This window comes from Ruegeria sp. ABD4_443, from assembly GCF_056160865.1.
Genome location: NZ_JBSWYA010000003.1, coordinates 242,424 through 265,197, shown reverse-complemented (window position 1 = coordinate 265,197; position 22,774 = coordinate 242,424). Strand labels below are relative to the sequence as shown.

Here is a 22,774-nt window from a genome sequence, read left to right as displayed (position 1 = left end):
GACAGCCGCCAACACTCATAACATTTTGTGTCCGGCACCCATCAGGTCCGGATCATTCCGCCAGGGGACTGCCTGCTCGGGGGCTTCATCGGCATCGGCCTGCGGCTTTGCGATGACCCGGCCTGTCAGACAGACCGACAGTCCCAGCATCCACGGCACGAACCAAAACCGGCCATAGAAATGAGGGCTGGTGTTCAGGATCAGCGGCATCATCACCAGAACGGTCAGCGACAGCGCCGTATTCTTGGCGTTGCCAAAGAACATCCGATACCGCCAGATCACGAAATAACAGGCGCAGAATATCCCCGCCAATCCGATCAGCGACATCATTCCACCTTCGGTAAGCGTCAGAAGGTACACATTGTGGACCGCCGCCCCCAACGAGCTTTGGTGTTCATATTGGTCCATACCCAGCCCGACCCAGACGGTCCTGTTGCCAACACCCAACGCCTCGTAAATCAGGAAAACCCGTTCATCCAGCGTGCCGGATTCGCTCAGGTCGCCGTCTTGGACAGCGGAAAACACACGATTCAGGAACACTTCGGGCAGGAAATGCTCGCCAAACAAAATCGCGGCCACGAAAAAGACCGTGACCCCGATGAACATCCCCGCCGTGGCCCGGACCGACCCGGTGAGGATGACAAACAACCCCACGCCAAGGATCAATAGGTAAAAGGCCGAGTTCGACCCGGTCAGAAGCAACCCGTAAAGCAGCGGCGGCACCAACAGGAACAAGACGATCAGGCCAATACTGTGCGTCGCCCGCAACCACAGCAGAAACACGATGGAATAGGCCGCAAGCGCCCCGGCCTCGTTCTCGCGTTCGAAAACGCCCCTTAGGCGGCCCGTTGCGCTGGCAAACTCGTTCAGGCCCTTGGAAACATTCACGTAATAGGACCCGTGGATCATCGCCAGCGTGATCGCGATGGCAAAGATCAACAGCAGTTTCTGCGTTTCTTCCATGGTGCGGCGCAACAGGATGCACGGCAGAATGACAAAGGAAAAACAATATTGCAGGACACCGACCGAGCCATCGACCGCGTTTCCGTTCACCACCGAGCTGATCGTAAAGCCCAGCAGAAATACCAGTGTCGAAGCAAACCAAAGCCCGGTTGCGGCCCCCAAGGGGCGCAGCGGCACGCGGTTGCGCACCAGCATCACGCCAAAGGCCAGGACCATAAAGAAATCACCAAGCGTAAAATAGATGAACCCCGGCCGAAAATAATTCATAGGCGACAGGAAAACGGCAATGGCGACGACCGCAAACTCCAGACGGGCCCCCGCATCCTTGTGCGGGGCGTCGTGCGGTCCGGTCAGGGTGTGCTGGCTCATGTCGTTCACCTATGCCGCCCCTAAACCAGATTCACGATCTTTTCCGGTTCGATCCCAAGCTGTCGCAGCTTTTCGATCGATCTGGCGATCTCTTTGGTATCCGACGCCTGATCACGCACCACGAACACGACATTCCGGCTGAGCGGCAGCAGCCGCCCAAGCGCCGCGTTTTCGCCAACAGGCGGCACGTTATACAGGATCAGGTCATGCAGCTTGTCCAGCGCGGTTATTACCTGCCGGTCGCCTTGCTGATCAAGCAATGCCACAGGGATCTGAAAATCGGTCGATGGCCGGATATATTCGACGCCATTGGCAAGCTCTGTGGCCTCTTGGGCCATCAGTGTCGCGTTGCGCAAAAGGATCGGCAAACCGTATTGCGAGGTTTCAGCCGGGATCACGGCACCCGTAGTCTGGTGCGATTGCGGATCCAGATCGACAATCAGGGTTTTCAGACCTTCTTCGGCCGCCGAAACCGCAAGGCACAGGGCCATGAATGCCGACCGGTCGTTTTCATCCGACGATGTGACCAGAAAACTGGTCGGCGCCGAAGCGGAAAACCGGGACATGAGCACGGCGAACACATGGCGCACGGCCTCGGCGCGCGTATCCGGCGGCAGTTTGGCGGCAAACAGGCTTAAGAATTGCGGCATATCGGACCGTGACGCGCGGGGGAAACGGGGCACCTGCAAGGCGCCATGCAGACCCAGCGCCGGGTGAACGGACCGCCGGATAAACAGTCTGCTGTCCAGCATTTCCCGCACCAGAACGGCAATGAAGCCGATGACCAGGGCGCTGACGAAACTGCCAACCAGGATGGTGTTCCTGTTGGGCAAGGTAGGGACAACCGGTGTCTGGGCTTCGCTGATCTGGCGCGCAAGCGGCGATAGCAGACCTTCGTGAACGACAAGGTCGCTTGAACGTTGGTACAAAAGCTCGCGGCGGGCGTGCAGGTCTTCCAACTGCCGTTCCAGCGTCTTTCTTTCCTGTACCGACTTCAACCGTTGTTCCAACCGCAGTTTTACAGCCGCCAGGTCAGCTTCAAGCCGCTCGACCTCGCCCTCGGCGGTATCAAGCTGGCTCAGGAATTCGAGCCGCGCCATCCCGTTTTGAATTTCCGCCGACAGTTCATCCCCCAGACGATCATCGTCAAGATCATGTTCCAGGATGAGGGCCGACAGCTCAATTTCGGTTTCCGAAATCTGGTGATCGGCCTGGGCGATCCGGGCGCTGATAAGGTCGACCTTTTCCAGCACCGAGAGCCGTTGAAGTTCGACGGTCTCATCGATATAGGCCCGCGCGATTTCATTGGCGATCAGCGCCGTGCGGGCGGCGTCGGTGTCATGGGCCAGGATGCCGATACCCAAAGTGCCCCGAAAAGGGGTGATGACAAAGCTTTGCAACAGCTTTGTCGTGGCCTCGGCCACTTGCAGATCACGCGGGACCGTCGCATCGCCCGCTGCCGGGTTGAAGGTCGGGTCATCGACCAGCCCCAGTTTTTCAACCACCTTGCGGGCAAAGTTCCGGGATCGGATGATCTCGACCTCGGTCATGATTTCGGCGGGCGTTACTTCGAGGTTGGCAATAGGGCGCAGATCCGAGCGGATCGTGACCTTGCGGTCCTGCAGGACAATCACCGCCTCGGCGGTATAGACACGTTCCTTGAAAATCAAAACCAGCGCCGCGATGACCATGATCGCAATCAGCACCGACGCGAAAAGCCGCAGGTTCCGGCGCAGAATTGCACGGACACCGACCAGGCCCAGACGCTCTACCTGATCCTCGATAAGCTGACCGCCGACGTCCCCGTCTGCATCCTGTGCCTCAACTTGCATGGTCAGGCCATCCTATCCGTTCCTGGCATCCTCAATGACTTCGTCCCACTCTGCAAGTATGTTGTCGGGCGCCAGCCATGTCTGGTTCTCAGTGTAGGATTGCCGCATCTTTTGCAACAGCTCCGGGTCGGTCGAAAGGCGCGCAACGTTGCGGGCCAGGGCGTCTGTGTCTTCGGGGGCAACCAGCAGCCCGTTCTGCTCGTGCCGGATCAGTTCACGCGGGCCGTAGGGGCAATCAAAGGAAACGGTGGGCAATCCGGACACGGTCGCCTCGGCCACGACATTGGGGAAACCTTCGAACCGCGAAGGAAAGACAAGGATATCCGCCCCTGACATCCACGCACCGGGGGCTGCGCTGGACCCCGGCAGGGACACCGCCTCGCCAAGACCAAGCCTGTCCCGCTGATCCTCAAGCGCGCGGCGTTCGGGACCCTCGCCGAAAATCGTCAGCTTGGCCTTGGGATTTGCCTGCAATATCTGCGGCATGGCGGCGATCAAAAGGTCAAATCCCTTTTGCCGGTCCAACCGCCCGACGGCCACCAGCCGGTCAGACCCCCGGCCCAGGCGGTCACGCACCCCAGCCAGCGGCGCACAGGGGTTGGGAACAACCCGCGCCCGGCGGCGCAGCGACCGCGGCAGGTCTTCGGCGGCACGTTCGGTTTGCATCACGATGGTCCGGGCCCGGTGCGCCAGGATATTTTGCGCATGGCGCCAGATCGGATGCGCGTTCTGGGCCCGCGGATTGTTGCGTTCCGATATGATCACCGGCACCCGCCGTCCCAAAACGGCGGTCAGCGTCAGCACGTTTATCTTGGTCAGGAACGCGACGATCACGTCAGGGTTTTCGTCTCTGATGACCTGGCGGATATGCTGCAACCGCGCCCTTTGGCCGCCGCCTGACGCCCCCGGCCCCTGGGCCCTGGTCAACAGGCTGACCCCATCGGGAAAGGGGAAATACGACCCGCCTTCGGGCATCGTCAATCCGGCCACAGAAACCTGATCGCCTTTGTCGACCCTGTGCGCGGCAAGGATGGACACGATCTTTTCCGCCCCGCCCGCGCCAAAACCGCCCTGAACGATCAGTATCTTCACTGCGACTGCCCCGAACGAGATACGGTTTCGGCGGGCGGCTGTGACCCGGACGTGACATCCGCCATCGGCACACGGCCCGCATCACCGGGCCGGTTCAGATCGTGTTCGATCAAAGGCCGGTTGAGATCCTTGGACTGCAGGAAAATCCTGCCGACATATTCGCCCAGAATACCCAGGAACATTGCGTTCAGCGTCATCGACAGCAACAGCAGGATGGTCGTGGTGGCAAAACCCGCCGGCCAGTCCTGGCCAAAGAACATTTTGCCGATCAGGTATCCGACCATCAAAAGAAACATGCTCAGACCCACGGTCAGGCTGATCATCGAGGCCAGCCTCAGCGGCAGCAACGAATGGTTGATCAACCCGTCAACGGCCAGCGACAGCATCGCCCGCACCGGGAACTTGGATTCGCCCGCCGTCCTTGCCATCCGGTCATATTCGAACCCGACCTGTGAAAACCCCATGCCGCTGATCAGGCCCCGCACATATGGCGAACGGTCATCAACGCGGCGCAGCTCGTCCAGGATGCGGCGATCGGTCAGGCGGAACTCACCCGCGTTCCGGGGCAGGTGATCGTTGCTGATCATGTCGATCAACGCGTAAAAACTGCGCCGCGCGGCGGCCACAACCGGACCGTCGGGCAGGCTGCGCCGAATTCCATAGACCACGTGATGCCCCTGGTTCCACAGGTCCAGCATCTGCGGGATAAGCTCGGGCGGATCCTGCATGTCGCAATCCATCTGAACCGCACAGGCCCCCGTTGCCGACCGGTACGCAGTCAGCACCGAGGCCTGGTATCCCATGTTTTTGGAAAACCGGATCACCCGGACGCGGGTATCCGCCTTGGCAATGTCGGACAGAATCTCAAACGTCCGGTCCTCGGAATGGTTGTCGGTAAAGATGATCTCGGGCTCGTAATCCGGCAGCCCGTCGAACACGGCTAGAACCCGGTCATAGGCCGTCTGGACATTATCTTCCTCGTTAAAAGCCGGGATAAGGATCGATACGACTGTCATGCGTCCTGTCCTGTCACACTTGCAAGCTGTTTGGATTTTCGAACCCACGCGACGGTCTGCTTCAGGCCGTCTGCCAAGGGTATCTGCGGCGCCCAAGGGTAGCGGGACTTGATCAGCGCCGGGTCATTGACCAGGTCGATGGCCGCACCGGCGGAGCCAAGCTGAACCTGATCCGGCCGCGCGCCGGTCAGATCGGCAAGCATCGCGACAACTTCCCGCACGCGGGTCGGGATGCCGGTGCTGATATTGACGACCGGAATTTCCGAATCCGGCGCATCGCCCAGCAAAAGCAGCGCGCGCACGGCGTCATCGACATGCAGGAAATCCCGCGCATCGTCCGGGCGGCCAATCTGCGCCGTTTCGCCGGACATCAACCTGTCAATCAGATATGGAACCAACTGCGCCCCCGTCTGCCCCGGACCATAGGTCAGCGACAAACGCGCCGTCATGGCCGCAAAGGGCAAGCGCGGCCGCAGCATTTCAAGGTATTTGGTCCCCGCCAGCATTGACGCGCCATAACTGTCGCGCGGGCTGGCATTGCTCGATTCCGCATATGGGACCGGGCAATCACCGTATTCCGCGATCGTTCCCAGACGGATCAGGGCGCGGGGCGGCGACTTGCAGGTGGCCGCCGCCGTCAGCACGCCCAGCAACGGCGTCAGATTCTCGGCCACGCTGTCGCGGAGATCCGTCAGCGCTTCGCTGACCGGCAGGCGCGTGGCGGCGGCGGAATGAAAGATCAGGTCCGGCCTGTGCCTGTCCAGAACCGCGCGCAATGCATCCGCATCGGTAAATTCGGCGCGTTCCAACGCCACGTCACCCGAAACATCCTCGATCTTGGCAACCGACGAGGTCGGCCGGGCCAGCGCCACAACGCGATCCCCCCGTTTCAGGGCCGCGCGAACCAGATGAGAGCCAACAAACCCGGTTGCACCGGTCACAAGTACCCGTGCCATCACAAACCCCTGCCCCCGGATCGCCGCCGAACCGGGGCCGCAAAGGCCGAAATCGCCTGCCTGCACATATTTTCACGCAATGCCATTTCCTTTAATCCGGGCCGGTGCTGCACATGCAGCCCAGTCTAACGGCCTTGTCAAAGCCGGGGATAGCCTGCCCACGGAGCTAAACCCAAATCGCGTTAAAAAAGCGACAATTCCAATGTCCGGGGCGCGCGCAGGTCGCCCCGAACCAAGGGGCCGATCAGGACGCCGCGCGCGACAGACCCGCCATATGCGGGCGCAGGAATTCCGTCACCTTTTCATGCATATAGTCGATCTGGGGTTGCGTCAGACCGTGGTGGCAGGCCAGCAGAATACCGCCGCGCATCACCGCATCGGCCCGAGGGTACCCGGCGGGATCGGTCCGGCATTCGACGTCTTTCATCGCCGGTTGGCGCAGGATATTGCCGGTAAAGACGGGGCGCGTCTGAATATCTGCCTGTTCAAGGAAGATCTGCAATTCGCGCCGAGTGAATGGCGCGCCCTCACGCAGGGTCAGCGGGAAGGCCAGCCAGGCGGTATGCGACCCCTCAAGCTGTTTCGGCAGGATGAACCATTCTTCGAACTGCTTGAAAAAGGCGCGATGCGCGTCATAGGCATCGCTGCGGACCTTGATATTGTTGTCCAGCTTGCCCAATTGCACCAAGCCAAAGGCCGCGCTGATTTCCGACGGCTCAAGGTTGTATCCCAGGGCTTCGAACAGGAATTTGGCGTCGTATTCGATACCGTCCAGCTGAACGTTAAAGCGGTTCTCGATAGCCTCGGATTCGACAAACAGCGACGAGCTGCGCCCCCATGACCGCATCAGCAAGGCCTTGCGCGCCAGTTCGTCATCGTTGACGCACAGCATGCCGCCATTGCCCGCACCATTGATGACGTGGCTGCCATAGAAACTGGTGGTCGAAACGTCAGAATAGACCCCGGTGCTGACGCCGTCGATCGTGGCGCCCAGCGTGTCGGCGCTGTCTTCGATGACCTTCAGCCCATGCGCATCCGCCAGTTCGCGAATCCGGCGCCAATCGGGCAGGTTTCCGATCAGCGAGGGGATCATCATGGCCGAGGTTTTGGGCGTGATCATCCGTTCGATCTGATCGACATCGATGTTATAGGTCCCTTCGGCCGCATCTACAAAGACCGGCACCAGCCCCTGCCGCACCAGCGGGGCAACCGTCGTGGCAAATGTCAGCGCAGGCGTGATCACTTCGCTGCCCTTGGGCAGGTCCAGGATCTCGACCGCCAGGTAATTGGCCGAAGAACCGGAATTGACCATGATCCCGTGCGATTTGGAAAACAGCGCCGCGACCTGTTCCTGCATCTCGCGCACTTTGGGGCCCATTTGGGTCGAGGTTTTCAGAACCTCGACAACAGCATCAATTTCTTCCTGGCCGTGTACCGTTTGCCCGTAATTCACTCTCATAAAACCAACTCCTAAATTGCGCATTATTGCGCTGCGACCGTGGAATGGCCGGCCTTTCCTGATGTCATCAAATCTTCGTATCGCGCGATCTGCGCCTGCGTGGTCCGCACCATGTCCTGACCCTCGGCATGGGCCTTGTACCAATCCGCCGTCAGGCCAATAGCGTCTTGCAATTCAAGGCGCGGGCGCCAGCCCAGGCCGGTTTGGGCCTTGGTGCTGTCCAGGCGCAGAATCCCCGCCTCGTGCAGCGCCGACGCCGACGACGAAGGCGGCTGATCTTCGGGAAACCGGAACACGGGTGCGCCTGCCCCCCAGGCGCACCGGATCATATCTGCCAGGTCCCGAACATCGACGGTGCCCGACACATCCGGCCCGAAATTCCAGGCCCCGGCAAAAGGCGCGCCCTTGGCCAGGATACGGTCGGCAACCTGCAAATAACCCGACAGAGGTTCCAGCACATGTTGCCAGGGCCGCACGCTGTCGGGGTTGCGAATAACCACGGGTTCGTTGTTTTGCCACGCGCGGATGATATCGGGAACCAGGCGGTCCTCGCTCCAATCGCCGCCCCCGAACACATTCCCGGCCCGCACCGTCGCCAGTTGCGGCCCGGCGGGATCGGAAAAATAGGAATGCGCATAGGATTGCGCCACCAGCTCCGTCGCGCCTTTGGATGCGCTATAGGGATCCTTGCCGCCCATCGGATCGTTTTCCCGATAGCCCCAGACCCATTCCCGGTTGTCATAACATTTGTCGCTGGTGATCACGACCACCGCCTTCAGCGACGGCATCCGCCGCGCGGCCTCAAGCACATGGACGGTGCCCTGAACATTGGTCGCAAAGGTCTCAACCGGTTCACGATAGGATTTCCGCACCAGCGGCTGGGCCGCCATATGGAAAATCACTTCGGCATCTACATCCTGCAAACGATCCGTTAACGCGTCAAAGTCGCGAATGTCGGCAAACCGGCTGTCCGTCGACCCACCCAGATCACAGGATTGGTAAAAGGACGCGCCCGGCTCGGGCGGCAAAGACAGGCCGGTGACCTGCGCCCCCAACCGGTTCAGCCAAAGGGACATCCAGCCGCCCTTGAAACCGCTATGCCCCGTTACAAGGACGCGGCGGCCGGAAAAACGGCCGCCGAAAACGTGATCCGCAAGGCCAGTCATGCCCGCCTCAGATCGCAATCGCCGGATAGTCCGCCGACGGTTTGCCGCCGAATTTCAGCCACGGGGGCGTTTCGTCCTCGCACAGCGCGTTCAGCGCGTTGCGGTCCCGGATCGTATCCATCGGGTGCCAGAACCCGTCGTGACGATAAGCCATCAATTCGCCGTCGCGGGCCATCTGCGACAGTGGCGATTGCTCCAGCGGCTCGTTGTCATCGACCATATAGTCCATCACGCCCGGCTCGAACACGAAGAAGCCACCATTGATCCAGGTTTCACGGCGACGCACCTTTTCGGTGAACGCATCGACCCGGTCGCCTTTCAGTTCGATATTCCCGAAACGCGCGGGTGGTTGCACAGCCGTTACCGTCGCCAGTTTGCCATGCGATTTGTGAAAGTCGATCAGGGCGTTGATGTCGATATTGCCGACACCGTCCGAATAAGTGCACATGAACGTCTCGCCAGGGTCCAGCCATTCTTTCAACCGGCGGATACGACCACTTGTCATCGTGTGCGCCCCGGTGTCCACCACCGATACGTTCCACCCGCCCGGCGCCGAAGGCACCAGCTTCAACTCTCCGGTATCCAGCGATACGGAAATGTTGTTCGCGATCAGATGGTAATTGGCAAAGAACTGTTTCAGCAGCAGCGCCTTGTACCCGGCTGCCACAACAAAATCACGATGCCCGAAATGGCTGTAGATATCCATGACGCGCGCGATGATGGGGCGGCCGGCAACCTCGACCATCGGCTTCGGAATGGAAACCGTTTCCTCGGCCAGTCGCGACCCCAGACCACCTGCAAGAAGTACCGTCTTCATTTGTGCCACTCCCTCAAAAAACCTATTACTCAAATTTGCACATATGCGCCGTAAATGTGCGCACGTTTGATCGACACGCAAGCAGGATTTGGCGAAAGGTCATCGTCAATTCGCCGCCTCCTTGCGTTTCAAGTATACCACACCCTGACCGTAACGGTTATCCAACTCTGAAATTTCTGCAGGTGCGTAGCCGTTTGTTTCCGCATAGCGCAACAATGGCTCTTCCAGCGCGGAATCATATCCAAGCAGGAAAGCCGATGGCGGGTTGGAATCAAATATGGCCGCCAGGTCTTGTGCCCCGGCCATGCGATAGGCCTGCGCCAGGGCCGAATCCGTGAACGGGGCGATCCGGTATGCAAAGGGCCCGGTGGCCAGTTCCGGATAGACCGGCAGTTGCGCTTCCAGCGGATAGATCGGCATCAAAGTCGCAACCGGTCCGTCGGGGTATTCGCTTTCGGCGACCCGTTCGGCCAGCACCTGCCCGCCCTGAGCGATACGCGCCGAGGTGAACCCCGCGGGATTGGCCAGCGACATCAGCCCCGGCGCAAGCCGCGGCGCGCCAAGAATGAACAGAATGGCAAATCCGGCACACAAAACCGGCAGGGCCTGCAATCGCGGCCCGACCCCCAGCACACGAAAGATCAACGCGGCAAGGATCGGCAGCGCGATCAAGGGCTGAATATAATATTGCGGAAAACCCGGTGTCGGGACAAAGCTGAACGCCGCAGTAAGGGCCAGCACCGCCAGCATTAGCATGATTTGACCGATGGGCGCGCGCTCGGCCCGGTCAAAGCTGCCCGAAACCACAACCAGATAGATCAGGATCAATGCGCCAACCAGCGCCGCACCCGCAAACCACGCGGCATAGGCCAGCTGGATTTTGCCCCCTAGCCCCAACGCCAGCCCCGGTTCGCTGGCCGCGTTGGCCTGCCAATAGGCGACATGCGGACCGGTATGAAAGGCAAACACATGCGCCACAAAACTGCCGGGATCGGAGGCAAGATATACAAACAGCGGAAGCGCACCGACAAGGCCGCCCACCAGCGCCGGCAGGACCACGCCCCGCAATCGCGCGGCAAACGGCAGGTGCCCTGGCAAAAGGAAAGCAGCCACGGCAACCGGCGGGATAAACATAAACGCGCTGACCTTCAGCCCGGCGGCGACGCTCAGCAAAACTCCGGCCAGAGCGAATATGACGGGCCTTGGCGCGTCACGCAGGGTTTCGGTCACGAACAGGCCAAGCCCCCAAACCGCAAAGGCCAGCGGTAACAGATTGTTGCTTGCCGCCATTCCCGATTGCGCCAGCAGGGTTTCATTGACGGCCAGGGACACCACGAAGAAAACCGCCAAAGGACCGGACCGCGAAATCGCATAGGTCACCCATCCCACGCCCGCCGACATCAGAACCCACGCACAGAACAGGCCGATCCGGGCCGAGCCCAACACTCCGCTGTCACCGGTCAACACATAGAAGATGCGGTAATACCACGCCGAGTTTGGAACATGGTTGTAGAAGAAGTCGCTGTAAAGGCTCCATTCCCCCAAAAGCGCCGCCGGAGGGACGAACATCAACTCGTCCCTACGCAGCCCATAGCCCATGATCCGCCCAAAAATGGCGGCAAAGATCACGATCAGGACAATCCCGGCGAGAATGCGCAAAATTGCCGAGCCGTTTCGGGTCACGGTCTTCTCCGTCGATGCGCCCATGACCGGTTCATTCCCAAGATCGTCGGCGCCCAAGGTCATCGCGCCAACCCGTCTGGTCTGGATCGCAACACGTGGGAAATCAGGACATAGGACAACACGACCGTCGGCGCCAAGGCAAGCGCCTGCGCCACATAAGCGCTGAGACCAAGCCGCAGCAACGCCGCCAGCAGAACGGCGTTGAACACATAGATCACCACGTAGGATACCGCGTATTGCGGCAACCGGTCATACCCGCTGACTGCAAAAACAAACCGCCCGTGGACCCGATAGTTCCACATGACACCAACGACGAACTGCACCGCCAACGCAACCTGCGGATGCGCTCCGATCAGAACCAGGGCCGAGAAAACCGCATAACCAAACAGCGTATTCACGACCCCCGCCCCCAGAAACCGGATGATCCGGTCGCGATGGGCGCGGGCAAAATTGGCAATGCCAGACTGGCTTGAACCCGTCATTTCAAACACGCTCCGTAGAGCCCTTATTAAACACGACACTCGGTACCAGGGCGATACGCCCCGCGTTTTAACAACTTAGTCAAAAATTTTAGCGACCGGCGTTGATGGTTTCCAGGGTGTTTTCCTTGGAATACCCGCCAACCAGGCTTTCGGTCGGAACCGCCTTGATTTTGGGCTTGGTCGGGCGCGCCGTCAGCTCTTTGACGTCGATCGAGCGCAGACCATTGACGCCATAGCCCGGCACAAGGTCCTTGAGCAGTTTTTTCACGCCCAGATCGTTGCCTTCATGGGCGGCTTGCTCAAGCTTGAGGATCGTCGCGCGCAAACGAGCGGCGGATACGCCTTCGGGGATGGCCGAGGACACACCGGGGATACCGCTTTCGCGGTGGTCTTCGGTGACGTCGAACAGCTCTTCGAACAGCTTTTCACCCGGACGCTTGCCGATGAACTTGATATCGACATCCTCGTAGGGAACCAGACCCGCCAGGCGGATCATCCGTTCGGCCAGATCAACGATCTTGACCGGGCGCCCCATGTCCAGAACAAAGATCTCGCCATGGCTGTTTTCCAGGTTCAGACCCCGCGCGGCGGCAACCAGCGTAAGCTGCACGGCTTCGCGGATCGTCATGAAATACCGTTCCATCTTGGGATCGGTGATCGTCAGCGGGCCGCCTTCGGAAATCTGACGCTGGAACAGCGGGATCAGAGACCCGGAAGAGCCCAGAACGTTGCCGAAGCGCACCGAGAAGAACCGGGTTTCCTCGTCTGTTTCATTGGTCACACGGTCCTGTGCCTGAACATAGAACTCGGCAACGCGCTTGGTTGCGCCCATGACGTTGGTGCTGTTGACCGCCTTGTCGGTCGAGACCTGGACCATGGCAATCGCACCGACATTCCGCGCGGCATCGGCCACGTTGCGGGTGCCGATCACGTTGGTCAGTACACCTTCGCAGGGGTTCAGCTCGACCATCGGCACATGCTTCAGCGCGGCGGCGTTGAACACCAGCTCGGGGCGGTGACGTTCGAAAATGGAATGCACGCGCCCGGCATTGCGGATATCGGCCACATAGATGCGACGGGCGACATCCGGGAAGTTCTGGCTCAGGTCCATGTCGATCGAATAGGCGTTGTATTCGCAGTTTTCGATCATCACCAGCTCGGCCGGCTCGAACGAGGCGATCTGACGGGTCAGCTCGCTGCCGATGGACCCACCGGCGCCAGTGATCAGCACGCGGCGGCCTTTGAACATTTCGCGCAGCATCGACCGCTCGACCGCTTTTTGCGGACGATCCAGAATGTCTTCGGGGTTGACGGTGCGGATGTCGGTGCTTTCGGTGCCCAGCTCTTCGAGGCCCGTCAGACGGGACACGGTGATGCTGTTGGCCTCGGCCCAGCGGGTCAGCTTGCGGATGCCGTCGCTTTCGAAATGCGTGACCGGCTCGGTCAGCAGCAGGCGCTGAGGCAGTTCATCATAATATTTCAGACGTTCGATCACCACATCGGCGTCCAGCAACGAGCCGATGATCTTGACGTCATGGAAATACAGGCCCTGCGTGTTGCGGGCATCGTCAATGATGCCGACGGGCTTGTACTTGGAATCCGAATTGCGCAGCGACCGCACGAACAGGTCACAGCTTGCACCGGTTCCGACAAGGATGACCGGGATCTTGCCATCCGCATCGCCGGATTGCGATGTTGCCTTGCGCGTCAGCTCGGTGCTGCGCGCCAGCACCCGCAGGGTACCGAATGCCGGGACGACAAGAAGAAACTGAATCAGGAATACCGCCAGCGGCACCTGCGCGGTGATCTGGAACGCCGAAGCCATCAGGGCCAGCGCGCCAACCGACAGACCCGCGGCCCGCACGATCAGGGTAACATCGCGCAACGAGGTCGACCGCGTGTGCCGTTTGTAAATTCCGGACATCGGAAGAAGGCTCAGAGAGACAAGGCACGACATGAACATGAGCGGCAGCAGCACCGACCCGAACTGTTCCGGCAGCGCCCCGCCATTAGCCAGGACAACCGCAACAGCCACGGCACCGGCCGCGGCCACGACGTCGCCGACCACAAGACGCCAGTTGGCGCTCAGCTCGTTGAACTTCTGCTTGATCCGGGGCCGAACTTCGCCGAACAGGCGATCCGCCTCCACCAGGTTTTCTCTGTCAAGTCCACCTTTGAGCTTAACCAACTCTTGATCGTACATACTCAGAACTCCGGCGTAAATTGCCCCAAACCACTCGACCCAAAGACCGGGCAGAACAGATTGCCCGAAGCCTTAAAGCCTCATCATAACACCTGCGTAAACCACACGCAGGAACCTACCTATTTATCTTATAAGACCCCCTGGATGGTTCCGATGTGACGCAATTCACACCCGAAACCCAGAACCCCTTTTCACTCGTACTTCTCACACGTCAAATACTGCGCGGCCAGCGAGTCTGACCAATGGCGCATCAATGGCGTCAAGCTAACACACCAACCTGCGGATCAAAATCCTTTTTTCATCTCAGAACCGTGTTTCCACCCCAGAAATGCCCGATTTTGCTTTGTTCGCAGCGCTTGCCACGATCAGCCCGTGCCCCTGGCCGGTCGCCACACCCACCACAGCGTGTAAACGCACTGGGCCACACACCCGTTTTGTTTCCAGGCTGGAAACTCAAAACGGCGGATTCTTCACAGGATTTTAATCGATTCGGGCCTTTTCCAGCGTTTTTGCGGCGGCCCAGGACCCGCACACGCCCGGCGATCTGCGTTGCAGCTGCGCGATATCCGACGCATAGAACTCGGTCATCTTACCAGCCAGCGCATCGGACAGATCGGGGTATTCGACCGATTTGGCCACCGCATTGCGCAGCGACCGAACCGGCCAGGTATGACGCACGGGGTCCAGAACGCCCCGCACCGGCGCCAACAGCTTGCGCAGGGGCAACGGCACCATGGGGGTGTTCTTGTCCTTTACCTTTTTCTGAACCGGCGCCTCAAGCTGTCCGTCATACCCGATATGGGTCCGGACCTTGTCCAGGTTGCCTGCCGGATCACGGCGCACATCCTCATAGGCCAACAGCAGGATCTGTTCGGCCGGGAACAGATCATAGAACCGCTCAAGATGATGGGCATAGCGGCCATCCGACAGGAACCGCTGTTCTGCCGCGCGCGCCGGATCCAGGTGGTCCTGAATCCGGTTTGACACCTCGCCCCGGCGATACAGCATGCAATAGTCGGAATAGGCCCGTTGAACCGGATCGCGCATCTGCAGGATCAGCTTTGCATTGGGAAAATGGTCACGAATGCGCTGCGCGGCATCAGGTTCGGTCAGGTATGAATTCGATTTTTCGCCGATCAGCGCCTCGCCGTTCCAACCCTCGAACTGGTCGCGGTACCATCCCATCCCCCTGTCAAACTCGCGGGAAAAAAAGTGCAACTCAGGGCCGGGCATGAAAATGGCCGGTGTCTGCGACAGCGATTGCTGCAACCAGGTCGTGGCGCATTTCGCAGCGCCAATGATCAGGAAATCGACATCACGATCCGATGGAAGGGGCATGGAAAAACTCTTTACCTAGGAAAAACACGGGAAACAAAAAACCAACGGGCCGTACATACCGGGACCCTAATTCGAGGTCAGCACGATCGAGCGTATCACCTCGATCGTGTCGCCGGGCTGCACCACATCGGTGGCCTTGACGCGACGCGCCTGCGGCTGGCCCTCGCGGGTCACGGCAAACGCGATAATGGTTTCGCTGGCCACGTCATCTTCGCTGAGGAAACCGGCCGCAGCCAGTTCGCCGTGCAGGCTCGTGGCCGTGTCCAACCGGGTCTTCAACGAGGTCAGCTCGCTTTCGACCATGTTCAGCTGGGTCAGCGCATCCGAGCGGGCGTTGTCATCCAGTTCAAGCTCGTCACGTTCTGCACGGTTCAACTGTTGCCGGGCCGTCAACAGGGCGATTTCCTGGTCCAGCCGCTTGGATTCCAGGTCGTTCAGCATGTTGTTCATGGTTGTGACCCGGTTCGAGACCGTCAGGCCCTTTTCCCTGAGCGAATTCAGGTTGTCCAACTCTTTGCTGACATTCTCGATCTGCGTGTTTCGCAGCTCCAACTGGATCGTCAGGCTGGAAATCTGTTCCTTCAGCATACCCTGAAGGTCACGAATGCGCTGCCCCATGCCTTCGCGGGCGACGATGGCGGCTTCGAGTATCTCACCTTCCAGCCCCTCTGGCGGTTGCGCCGCTTGTTCGCCCGCGTCTTCAACCTCGGCATTTTCCAAAATCGCCAGATCGGCCAGCAAACGCTGACGTTCACGTTCCAGTTCCTGGATCTGGGTCGACAGCAGGCGAATTTCCCCACCCATCCTGAGGACCTGGAATTCGTTGCCCGCGGCGATCTGGATCGGCGGTCGCACAGGGCCACCGGCCAGTGCCAGCACCTGCTGCGCAGTCATACCCGGATGGTATTCATAAGCCCCCGGAGAGTTCACATCGCCCAGAACATAGACCGCCAGGTGGCCAACCACCTCAAGCGCGATCTTGGGCGGCTCGACCATGCCGATCTGGCGCCGCAGCTTCAGCTCTAGCGTATTTGCCAGATCTGCCGTCGTTTGCCCCTGGGCCGCAATTTGCCCAACCAGCGGGATCATCAGCGTCCCGTCGCTGGCCACCGCGTATTCGCCCGACAGCCCGTCCCATTGAAGATAGGACGACGTGGCCGGATCCCACCGCATGGCCCGAAGGGAAATCCTGTCCTGGGGCAACAGGCGGTAGCTTTCCGCCAGGGCCATGGTCGCCATGACGGTCATGGCCAGCGCTGTCATGGCAACTTTGAAACGGTTCCGCACGTTTCTGTCTCCTACTTCAAATTCCAAGGCCGCGGGGCCATATCATCCGGCCCCCGCGCCAATTCTTCAATCTGCCCCCAGCGACCGCCGTTCGCCCCTGCGGGCGGCGACGCGCGCGAGAGTTTCAATCAATCTCGCCCCGTCCGGCAGTCGCTTTCAAGGATAGAGACTGCCATCCACCCTGACAAGCAACCGCACGGTCAGGGACGTGCTGGCACAGCGCCGGGCAACCGGCCCCGGCCCCGCCATCCGGCATCGCGCGTCACGAATAGCCGGACTTGCCGTAATAACTGTAGTACGAATAGCTGCCATACCCATATTTGCGCTGTTTGCTCAGGTTCACGTCATTGATCAGCGTGGCCGTGGCATCAATATTATGCATGTGCAGCTTGTCGATCGCGTCATTCAGCTCTTCCACCCGCGTCTGGCCCCAACGCACGACAAACAGCGTGTTGTCGATCAGCGGCCCTAACCGGCAGGCATCGTTCACCACCAGAACCGGCGGCGTATCAATCAGCACCAGGTCATAGGACGGGTCGATGGAATCCCGCAATTCGCTGAGCAGCAGCTTTTCTTCCTTGGTCGAGTCAATCGCCCGCACCGACACGCTCATCAGAGAAACCGCGCCTTCGGGCACACCTTCAATCGACAGGGCCTCGGGGCGGGGCATCTTGCCACGCACATCCTGAAGCGAATGAACCGGCACCGTTGCCCGCAGCGCAAAAGTCGCGCCCTTGCGATAGGTATCCATGTCCAGAACAAGAACCTTCAGGCCCTCTTTTGCCGCCGCAATCGCGATCGAGACAACGGCGGTCGACTTACCCTCGGAGGGCAGACCGGACGTCACCATCACGATGCGCCCCATGCTTTGGCGATTGAACCACAAGGTCAGAAAATTGCGCAGCGCCTCGGTATAGGGTGATCTGGGGTTTTCGTTGAAATAGGTCAGCGGATCGTGCTTTTCCTTTTTCTTCAACGGGTTCGACTGGCCGATTTTGGGCAGCCACCCATAGGTCACGGCGCCCAGGGTTCCCGACAGCTGGCTTTCGCTCCAGATGCGGGTGTCCAGGGCCTCGATCAGGCCGACCACCACGACCGAAACCATGACCCCCGCGACCAGCCCCAGCCCCAGAATGACGGTCGTGCTGGGCCAGTAGGGTTCGGTCGGCACCCGCGCCACGGTCACCTGCCGGGCACCGTCGGCCACGAATTGCAACTGGGTTTCCAGCTCGTTCAACCGCTCGATCGAGCTTTGATACCGGGACCGCAGCAACTCCAGCTCGCGCTCCATCCGCATCAGCCGCAACTCGGCCTTGGACCGCTCAAGCAGGCTGACCCGTGCATCGGTAAGCTGTTGGCGTATCTCTTCGGCCTCAAGCGCGGCATCGGGGTCTTCCGAGACAACCTCGAATATCGATTCCAGACGCTCGACCTCGGCACGCTGACGCTCTGGCAGGGTGGCGTCGTCCAGGTCATTGCCCCGGATAAAGGCCGCCAGGTCCACTTCGGCGGTCGACAGCTCTTCGCCCAGCTCCTGAACGCTGGTTCGCAGAAACGCGATGGACCGGCTGATGCCGGCCTGACGCTCTTGGTCGCTTTCGGCGATATAGGTTCGTGCAATCGTATTGGCGATATCTGCCGCCAATTGGGGCGAATTTGCATCCGTTTCGATCTTGATGGCCAGGCTTTCGCCCTGGCGGATCACCCTGTACGCGGCCAGCAGCTTGTCCACGACCCGCTCGTTGCGCAGCTCCGGTGGCTCGCCCGACTCCGGGTCCGACGGGGGCACGAAACTGTAATTGTCGAACAGGTTCAACGCGGTCGCCACTTCGGCCGCAAATACCCGCGATTTCAGCACGTCCAGCTCTGTCTCGATGGCGACGCGCGACAGTTCAAAGGATTCAAGCTGTACCTCGGTTGTGCTGACACGGGTCCCCAGCTGCGCCAGAACCACCGTCGACTGCGCCTTGTAACGCCGTTCGAGGTTGTTCAGCACCAGCGTCGCCCCGACAAGGAAAAGCGCCACAATACCGACAATCAGAAGCATATGGCGTCTAAGAGCCATCCACAGCATGGGGATCCCGATCTTGTCTGACCCCTGCCGTTCTTGTTTTTTCCGCACCACCGCTTTTTGCTTCCCTGTATTAATTCATCACTTGCCCGGCCCCCGAATTGCAGGGCGCGAGACCTCCGGGGTCACATGTCTCCGGTGGTGCAGGTTCCTGGCAATACCGTCAAAACCCGCTCAACAATTCAAGTGAAATTCTGCCAACGCACTTTCACCGGTCCGACGCTTACGCCAAAAAGGCTCACACAGCCCCCGATGCCCTGCTTTTTTACTCAACCACTCGATAGCACCGCTATTAAGACAAAAGTTACAACAATACCAACAAAACACCCGAATCGTTGAAAACAACCACTCAATTATCCCGACTCCGAGCCCATTGTAAAAACCGTTTCCACTTGATTCGACCTTTGTGCCGTAGAATTCTTGCAAAACGAAAACAGTTCGAACAGATTGAGGTCGATACCCTGCGACCGGGCTGGTATTCCCCCCGCGAAGCAGTGCATTTTAGTTGGCAGCCGGGCGCTGTCGTCCGCATTTGTTGAGTTTCTGTTATGCCGTCTTTGAGGGCGGCGCTGGTTGGATTGTGTTGTGAACAGGTTCCTCGAGATTCTGATCTGCCTGATGCTGGGCGTCGTTGCCGTTCCCATGTTCGCGGTCGGCTGCGTGATCGTTCTGACATCCGTCGGGCGTCCGCTGATGTTTTCACAGCGCAGGTCCGGCCGGAACGGGCAAGATTTTCAGCTGTTCAAACTACGCAGCATGAAGGAAACGCGCGATGCTGATGGCGTGCTTTTGCCGGATGCTGACCGGCAGACACGCGCCACCGCGCTGTTGCGCAGGCTTCGCATCGACGAGCTGCCGCAACTGATCCTGGTGCTGCGCAACAAGATGGCCCTGGTCGGGCCGCGGCCCCTGTTGCCGGAAACAATTGCCGGGTTCGGCTCCGCCGGACAGTATCGCTGTTCGGTCCGTCCGGGTCTGACCGGCTGGGCCCAGGTCAGCGGCAACACCAACCTCAGCGATACCGAAAAGCTGTGTCTTGATCTTTGGTATGTCGCGCATCGGTCGCTTGCGCTGGACCTGCGGATCATGGCCGAGACACTGGGCGTCGCCATTCGCGGCGAACGGCGCGATACGGCCCGGATCAACGCCGCCACCAGCTGGGTGCGCGACAGCGGCGCCCACAGTTTCGATTTGCAGGAGATACCCGCGTGAAGATTGTATTTGTCGGCGCTGTTGAATCCTCGCTTGGGGCCCTGATCTCGATCTGCGCGGCCGGACATGTGCCGGACCTCGTGATGACGGTTCCGCCGCATCTGGGAAAACGCCATTCCGACTATGTCGATCTGACCCCGACCGCCGAAAAATATGGCGTGCCGGTTCTGTACACCGAACAGACGAACGCGCCAGAAACCCTGCGCCAGATTGCCGATCACAAACCCGATCTTATCCTGGTTATCGGCTGGTCGCAGATCTGCGGCCCCGAGTTTCGCGCCATTCCGCGCATCGGCAGTATCGGATTCCACCCGTCGGCCCTGCCCCGCCTGCGCGGGCGCGGCGTTATTCCGTGGTCGGTGCTGATGCAGGAATCCAGCGTCGGGTCATCGCTTTTCTGGCTGGGCGAAGGTGCCGATGACGGGCCGATCGCGGCCCAGGCCAGATATGCCGTAGACCCCGAAACGGTGACCGCACGCGAATTGTATGACCGCGCCCTGCGCGCGGTGTCGGGGCTGTTGCCGCCGTTGCTGAACCAGATCGCCGAAGGCGACATCCCGGCCGAGCCGCAATCGACGCAGGGCGTCAGCCTGTGCGCCCGCCGCAGGCCCGAGGACGGTCAGATCGACTGGACCCAACCCGCCGCAGATATTCACCGCCTTATCCGCGCCTCGGGTCCGCCCTATCCGGGGGCCTATACCTTTGCCTCCGACGGGACGCGGATCGTTATGACAGGCGTGCGCCACACGCAGCCCCAAGGGTATTACATCGGCCTGCCCGGCCAGATTCAGGCCATAGACGACCAGGTGTTCACCGTGGCATGCGGCGATGGGCGCTGCATCGATATTCTTGAATGGTCCGGGGCGGAAAAACCGCCTGCCCTGCACACGAAACTAAGGAACCAGCAATGATCACTCCGGATTTGTTCAGCGCGGGCAAGGGCCCTGTTCTTGTCGTCGCCCCGCACCCCGATGACGAGGTCCTGGGGGTTGGCGGCACCATCGCCCGCCTGACCGATGCGGGGCGCGAGGTACATGTCGCCGTGGTGACGCGGGGCAAACCGCCCAGGTTCCCGCAGGAACAGGTCGACATGATCGCCGCCGAGGCCCGCAAATCCCACGACCTGCTGGGCGTGACACAGACGCATTGGCTGGAGTTCCCCGCCGCCGAACTGACGGAACTGCCCCATTCCGCGTTGAACGCAGGGCTGGGCCGGCTGGTCTCGGAACTGGCCCCCGACCTGATATTCGCGCCCCATCCCGGCGACATCCACATGGACCACCAGCTGAGCTTTCTGTCCACCTTGGTCGCCAGCAGGCCCCATCAAAGCGATTACCCCGCGACGATCATGGCCTATGAAACGCTGTCGGAAACAAACTGGAACGCGCCTTACCTGACGCCAGCCTTTGTCCCGAATGTCTTCGTTGACATCTCGGACACGCTGGAACGCAAGCTGGACGCCTTTGCCCTGTTTGCCAGCCAGGTGAAACAGGCCCCGCATGAACGCTCGGTCGAAAGCCTGCGCGCGCTTGCCACCCTAAGGGGTGCAACCGTTCACCGCGCCGCCGCCGAGGGTTTCGTCCTGGTCCGTTCGGTACTCTAGCAGGAGGTTTATGATGCAGTCTTGGCCCGTATATGATCAGGAACAGATCGACGCGGTTGCGCAGGTTCTGGCCTCTGGCAAGGTCAACGCGTGGACCGGCCCCGATGTTCGCGCCTTCGAGGATGAATACAGCGCCTATACCGGCGCCGCCCATGCGATTGCCATCGCCAACGGGACGCTGACCCTGGACGCGGCGCTGCACGGGCTGAACCTGCAACCGGGCGACGAGGTTATCGTTACCCCGCGCAGCTTTATCGCCTCGGCCAGTTCCGTCATGCTGCGGGGCGGTATCCCGGTCTTTGCCGATATCGACCCGGACACGCAGAACATTACCCCCGAAACCATTGCACCGCTGATCACGGCAAAGACCCGCGGCATCATCCCCGTCCACCTGGCCGGGTGGCCCTGCGACATGCAGGGCATCATGGATCTTGCGAAGGCCCATGACCTTTGGGTGATCGAGGATTGCGCCCAGGCACATGGCGCCATGATCGGGGACACACATGTCGGCACGATCGGCACCGTGGGGTCTTTTTCGTTCTGTCAGGACAAGATCATCACCACCGGCGGCGAAGGCGGCATGCTGGTGACCAACGACCGCGACCTGTGGTCCCGCATCTGGAGCTACAAGGACCACGGCAAGGGGTATGACACGGTGTTCAACACGGAACATCCGCCGGGTTTCCGCTGGCTGCATGATTCCGGGCCGGGCACCAACCTGCGGCTGAACGGAATGGCCGCGGCCATCGGGCGAATTCAGTTGCAACGTCTGAACGCCTGGCGCGAACATCGGACGGCCAATGCGCATCTGCTGCATGGCGCGCTGTCGACCTGCCCCGCCTTTCGTGTTCCGATGCCCTCCGATGACATCACCCATGCCTATTACCGGTTCTACGCCTTTGTGCGCCCCGAGGCCCTGGCCCCGGGCTGGAGCCGGGATCGCATCATCGCGGAAATCAGCGATGCCGGTTTCCCGGCCTTTTCCGGCAGTTGTTCGGAAATGTACCGCGAAAAGACGTTTCATGATCGGGGGCTGGCCCCGGCCACGCCATTGCCGGTTGCGCATGAGCTTGGCGAAACAAGCCTGGCCTTCCTGGTCGACCCCGCCCGGTCGCAGCAAGAGGTCGCCCGCCTGGCGCAGGCGGTCGTGGATGTCGGAAACCGGGCCAGCGCAACCCGGCTTGCGGGCCAGTAAGCACAGGATGGTGACGGCCATGACCGCATA

The 22,774-nt window shown here is 60.4% G+C and carries 18 protein-coding genes; 4 read left to right on the top strand and 14 right to left on the bottom strand.

Annotation, left to right across the window (positions count from 1 at the left end; all coding sequences use genetic code 11):
• Nucleotides 1–15: 15 nt before the first annotated feature.
• From ACXAG8_RS08325 to ACXAG8_RS08260, 14 genes are all read right to left on the bottom strand, one after another.
• On the bottom strand, nucleotides 16–1,332 hold the full coding sequence (locus ACXAG8_RS08325; protein WP_475223380.1) for an O-antigen ligase family protein: 1,317 nt from the start codon (nucleotides 1,330–1,332) through the stop codon (nucleotides 16–18).
• A 20-nt stretch (nucleotides 1,333–1,352) separates the two neighbouring features.
• A complete protein-coding gene (locus ACXAG8_RS08320) occupies nucleotides 1,353–3,164 on the bottom strand; it encodes a GumC family protein (protein WP_475223379.1) in 1,812 nt (603 codons plus the stop codon).
• Nucleotides 3,165–3,176: 12 nt separating this feature from the next.
• Nucleotides 3,177–4,256, bottom strand: coding sequence for a glycosyltransferase family 4 protein (locus tag ACXAG8_RS08315; protein ID WP_475223378.1), 1,080 nt, complete (start codon nucleotides 4,254–4,256; stop codon nucleotides 3,177–3,179).
• A complete protein-coding gene (locus tag ACXAG8_RS08310) occupies nucleotides 4,253–5,272 on the bottom strand; it encodes a glycosyltransferase family 2 protein (RefSeq protein WP_475223377.1) in 1,020 nt (339 codons plus the stop codon). Before ACXAG8_RS08310 ends, ACXAG8_RS08315 begins: the two co-directional genes overlap by 4 nt.
• The gene (locus ACXAG8_RS08305) at nucleotides 5,269–6,228 is read right to left on the bottom strand and encodes an NAD-dependent epimerase/dehydratase family protein (protein ID WP_475223376.1); all 960 of its coding nucleotides are present in this window, start codon (nucleotides 6,226–6,228) and stop codon (nucleotides 5,269–5,271) included. The genes ACXAG8_RS08310 and ACXAG8_RS08305 overlap by 4 nt, the downstream gene beginning before the upstream one ends.
• 244 nt (nucleotides 6,229–6,472) lie before the next feature.
• On the bottom strand, nucleotides 6,473–7,687 hold the full coding sequence (locus tag ACXAG8_RS08300; RefSeq protein ID WP_475223375.1) for a DegT/DnrJ/EryC1/StrS family aminotransferase: 1,215 nt from the start codon (nucleotides 7,685–7,687) through the stop codon (nucleotides 6,473–6,475).
• Nucleotides 7,688–7,710: 23 nt separating this feature from the next.
• On the bottom strand, nucleotides 7,711–8,853 hold the full coding sequence (gene rfbG / locus ACXAG8_RS08295; RefSeq protein WP_475223374.1) for a CDP-glucose 4,6-dehydratase: 1,143 nt from the start codon (nucleotides 8,851–8,853) through the stop codon (nucleotides 7,711–7,713).
• A gap of 7 nt (nucleotides 8,854–8,860) precedes the next feature.
• Complete coding sequence (rfbF, locus tag ACXAG8_RS08290; protein ID WP_475223373.1) at nucleotides 8,861–9,670, bottom strand: glucose-1-phosphate cytidylyltransferase; 810 nt, start codon at nucleotides 9,668–9,670, stop codon at nucleotides 8,861–8,863.
• A 105-nt stretch (nucleotides 9,671–9,775) separates the two neighbouring features.
• On the bottom strand, nucleotides 9,776–11,416 hold the full coding sequence (locus ACXAG8_RS08285) for a hypothetical protein (RefSeq protein WP_475223372.1): 1,641 nt from the start codon (nucleotides 11,414–11,416) through the stop codon (nucleotides 9,776–9,778).
• Nucleotides 11,413–11,835, bottom strand: a complete 423-nt coding sequence (locus ACXAG8_RS08280) for a GtrA family protein (protein ID WP_475223371.1) — start codon at nucleotides 11,833–11,835, stop codon at nucleotides 11,413–11,415. The genes ACXAG8_RS08285 and ACXAG8_RS08280 overlap by 4 nt, the downstream gene beginning before the upstream one ends.
• A gap of 88 nt (nucleotides 11,836–11,923) precedes the next feature.
• Nucleotides 11,924–13,984, bottom strand: a complete 2,061-nt coding sequence (locus ACXAG8_RS08275; RefSeq protein WP_475223370.1) for a polysaccharide biosynthesis protein — start codon at nucleotides 13,982–13,984, stop codon at nucleotides 11,924–11,926.
• Nucleotides 13,985–14,518: 534 nt separating this feature from the next.
• Nucleotides 14,519–15,376, bottom strand: a complete 858-nt coding sequence (locus ACXAG8_RS08270) for a sulfotransferase family protein (protein ID WP_475223369.1) — start codon at nucleotides 15,374–15,376, stop codon at nucleotides 14,519–14,521.
• Nucleotides 15,377–15,442: 66 nt separating this feature from the next.
• A complete protein-coding gene (locus ACXAG8_RS08265) occupies nucleotides 15,443–16,663 on the bottom strand; it encodes a polysaccharide biosynthesis/export family protein (RefSeq protein ID WP_475223368.1) in 1,221 nt (406 codons plus the stop codon).
• A gap of 262 nt (nucleotides 16,664–16,925) precedes the next feature.
• The gene (locus tag ACXAG8_RS08260; protein ID WP_475223367.1) at nucleotides 16,926–18,710 is read right to left on the bottom strand and encodes a GumC family protein; all 1,785 of its coding nucleotides are present in this window, start codon (nucleotides 18,708–18,710) and stop codon (nucleotides 16,926–16,928) included.
• A 609-nt stretch (nucleotides 18,711–19,319) separates the two neighbouring features.
• Between ACXAG8_RS08260 and ACXAG8_RS08255 the strand changes: the two genes are divergently transcribed.
• The 4 genes from ACXAG8_RS08255 to ACXAG8_RS08240 are packed head-to-tail and all read left to right on the top strand — an operon-like array spanning nucleotide 19,320 to nucleotide 22,744.
• Nucleotides 19,320–19,946, top strand: coding sequence for a sugar transferase (locus ACXAG8_RS08255; RefSeq protein WP_475223366.1), 627 nt, complete (start codon nucleotides 19,320–19,322; stop codon nucleotides 19,944–19,946).
• Nucleotides 19,943–20,857, top strand: a complete 915-nt coding sequence (locus ACXAG8_RS08250) for a methionyl-tRNA formyltransferase (RefSeq protein ID WP_475223365.1) — start codon at nucleotides 19,943–19,945, stop codon at nucleotides 20,855–20,857. The genes ACXAG8_RS08255 and ACXAG8_RS08250 overlap by 4 nt, the downstream gene beginning before the upstream one ends.
• On the top strand, nucleotides 20,854–21,549 hold the full coding sequence (locus tag ACXAG8_RS08245) for a PIG-L deacetylase family protein (protein ID WP_475223364.1): 696 nt from the start codon (nucleotides 20,854–20,856) through the stop codon (nucleotides 21,547–21,549). Before ACXAG8_RS08250 ends, ACXAG8_RS08245 begins: the two co-directional genes overlap by 4 nt.
• 10 nt (nucleotides 21,550–21,559) lie before the next feature.
• Nucleotides 21,560–22,744: a DegT/DnrJ/EryC1/StrS family aminotransferase gene (locus ACXAG8_RS08240; RefSeq protein WP_475223363.1), complete on the top strand. Its 1,185-nt coding sequence runs from the start codon at nucleotides 21,560–21,562 to the stop codon at nucleotides 22,742–22,744.
• Nucleotides 22,745–22,774 lie beyond the last annotated feature (30 nt).